1 protein-coding gene is annotated in these 1,440 nt (G+C 59.5%); it reads right to left on the minus strand.

All coding sequences use genetic code 11. The annotated features are described in order from the left end of the window. Positions 1-4 precede the first annotated feature (4 nt). Positions 5-1,357: a transposase gene (locus I6F38_RS43170; RefSeq protein ID WP_225164681.1), complete on the minus strand. Its 1,353-nt coding sequence runs from the start codon at positions 1,355-1,357 to the stop codon at positions 5-7. Positions 1,358-1,440 lie beyond the last annotated feature (83 nt).

Genomic DNA, 1,440 nt, shown 5'->3' on the forward strand with positions numbered 1-1,440 from the left:
GGCCCTATGCGGGTCTTGCTATGGGCATCGCGATCAGCTTGGCCATCTTCCGGAGGTTTTGCGCGGTGGCTGCGAGAGTGAACTCATCGCGAGCGCCGTTTGGGCCTCGTAATCGTAAACGGTCGAGCTTGAGAATGCGCTTGAGGTGCGCAAACAGCATCTCGATCTTCTTCCGCAAGCGGCGTGAAGTACGGCCCTCCCATGATCGTGCTATCTCCCGCGCCATATCGCGAGCGCCCTCGTAGATCGAGCGAGACACTTTGCGGACGGAGTCCTTGGGGCAGCAGCGAGCCTTCAAGGCGCAGCCGGTGCAATCGTACTTGCTCGCCCGGTAGAGCATCGTTGCGCCATCGTTCACCAGTGTTCCGGTTGTGGTCAGCATCTTGCCACCGGGGCAGGTATAGAGGTCGCTGGTGTGGTCATAGGTGAAGTCATCGCGCGAAAAGGTCCCGTCCGCGCGGGCCGACTTGTCGAACACCGTCACATGCGGCTCGATCCCGTGCTCGTAAACCAACCAGCCGAGCATCTCGGCCGAGCCATAGCCGCTGTCGCCGAGCAGCCGGGTGGGGTAAAGGTCGAACCGTTCGAGCGAGCGCTCAATCATGCGCTTGGCAGCCAACACCTCCGCCTGCCGGATCGCCGTTGTCGCTTCGACATCGACGATTATCGCGTTCTTGACGTCGACCAGGTAGTTTGTCGAGTAGGCAAAAAAGGCTTGGCCGCCGTGCGCGCCCGTCCAGCGCGCCGCCGGATCGGCAGGCGACACGAACTTCGGGGTGACCTCGGTAGCTGCTCCGAAAGCGGCATCGTCGAGGACGGCCAAGTACTCGTTTATCGCTCGACCGGTCGCCTCCGGTGGGAGTCCCTTGTCGCCTTCAATTCCCTTTTGCCGATTGGCGTCGGCCTTGATCAGGCTCGCATCCACAGCAAATCCTTCACCGCCAACCAGCCGCTCCTCGATACAACGGCGCAAGACGTTCTCGAACACACGACGGAAGAGATCGCTTTCTCGGAAGCGACCATGTCTATTCTTGGAGAATGTCGAGTGGTCCGGCACTGCACCTTCTAAGCCGAGCCGGCAGAACCACCGGTAGGCCAAATTGAGGTGAACCTCATCGCACAGACGCCGCTCCGACCGGATGCCGAAGCAATAGCCGATCAGGAGCATCCGTACCATCAGCTCGGGATCGATCGAAGGCCGGCCGATCGTGCTGTAGAAGGGCGCCAGGTCCTGCCTAATCTGTTCAAGATCGACGAATCTATCGATCGAGCGAAGCAAGTGATCGGAAGGGACGTGCGTCTCGAGCGAGAACTCATAGAACAAAGCGGCCTGTTCGACTTGCCGATGTCCCATCATGATCTTCAGTCCTGCCAATTAAACAGACTGAATCACTGGTACCTCTGAGTCGCAACCGCGGCCTTTTTCAACAAAATCGGCCA

Origin of the sequence: Bradyrhizobium sp. BRP56 (assembly GCF_020194035.1) — a bacterium.
In the GTDB taxonomy this organism is placed as follows: domain Bacteria; phylum Pseudomonadota; class Alphaproteobacteria; order Rhizobiales; family Xanthobacteraceae; genus Bradyrhizobium; species Bradyrhizobium australafricanum.